The sequence below is a fragment of the Micromonospora sp. CPCC 205561 genome, assembly GCF_036906775.1.
Taxonomy (GTDB): domain Bacteria; phylum Actinomycetota; class Actinomycetes; order Mycobacteriales; family Micromonosporaceae; genus Micromonospora.
Genome location: NZ_JBAKHV010000121.1, coordinates 1 through 1164, shown reverse-complemented (window position 1 = coordinate 1164; position 1164 = coordinate 1). Strand labels below are relative to the sequence as shown.

The window sequence follows — 1164 nt, the reverse complement described above, 5'->3', positions numbered from 1 at the left end:
CCCCGGCAAATCCACCAAACCACCCCACCGCAACGGCACCTCCAAACCCACCACCCGACCCAAACCCCACACCGCAGCACCCGCGACATCGGCCAACTCGTCGGAGCCGCCGACCGACACCGCCCCACGCGTCAGCCACCACAGCCGGCCCGTCCCACCGACGTCGGTCAGCGCCTGCACCACGGCCAACGCCGTCGTCACCTCGGCGGCGGCCGGAACCGCGGACGCCTCCCCGGAAGTGGCCGGCTCCCGGGGATCGGTCAGCGACAGCAGGGACACCACGTCGGCGTCCCGGTCGTCGGGCCCCATCGCCTCCCGGAGCAACCGCGCCACCCGGTCGCGTTCGGCGCCGGCCGGGACCAGCACCGGGACCGCCCGGTCGGCCCGGGCCGCCAGCGCCGCGGCCACCGGGTGGTCCTCCTGCCCCGGCGCCATCAGCAGCAGCCAGGTCCCCGCCAACGTCGCGGACTCCGGCACGGCGGCCGTACGCCAGGTCGCCCGGTAGCGCCAGGAGTCGACGGCGGCCCGCTGCTGCGTCGTCCGCCGCCACCGGGCGAGCCTGGGCAGCAGCGCGGTGGACGGCTCGTCCGCGCCCACCGCCAACTCGTCGCCCAGCACGCCGAGGTCTCCGGACTCGACCGCCGCCCAGAACTGCTCGTCGGAGGGGACGTTGGCGCCCTCCGGAGTCGAGCCGGGCCGGGGGTCCTCCAGCCAGTAGCGCTGCCGGTCGAAGGCGTACGTGGGCAGTTCGACCACGCGCGGCCGGGCGCCGGTCTGGCCGTGGTATGCCGTCCAGTCGACCGGCACGCCGGCGGCCCAGAGCTGCCCGACGGCGCTGGTCAGGGTGGTGACGTCGGACTGGTTGCGGCGCAACGTGGCGACGTACCGCACGTCGTCGGCCGCTTCCGCCTCGGCCGCCATGGCGGTGAGGACCGCGTCCGGGCCGACCTCCAGGAAGGTGTCCACACCCTGCGCCCGCAGCGCCGCCACGCCGTCGGCGAACCGCACCGGCTGCCGCACATGCCGCACCCAGTACTCCGGGTCGGTGACCTCCCCCGCGTCCGCGACCGCACCGGTCACGTTCGACACGACCGGGATCTTCGGCACCCGCCAGTCCAGCCCCGCCACCACCGACCGGAACTCGTCCAGCATCGGCTCCATCAA

At 75.2% G+C, this 1164-nt stretch carries 1 protein-coding gene; it reads right to left on the bottom strand.

Features of this window, described 5'->3' with window-relative positions; translation table 11 throughout:
• The coding region (locus V6V16_RS27705) for an acyltransferase domain-containing protein (RefSeq protein ID WP_334566884.1) at positions 1-1152 on the bottom strand (1152 nt) is incomplete at its 3' end.
• Positions 1153-1164: the final 12 nt, after the last annotated feature.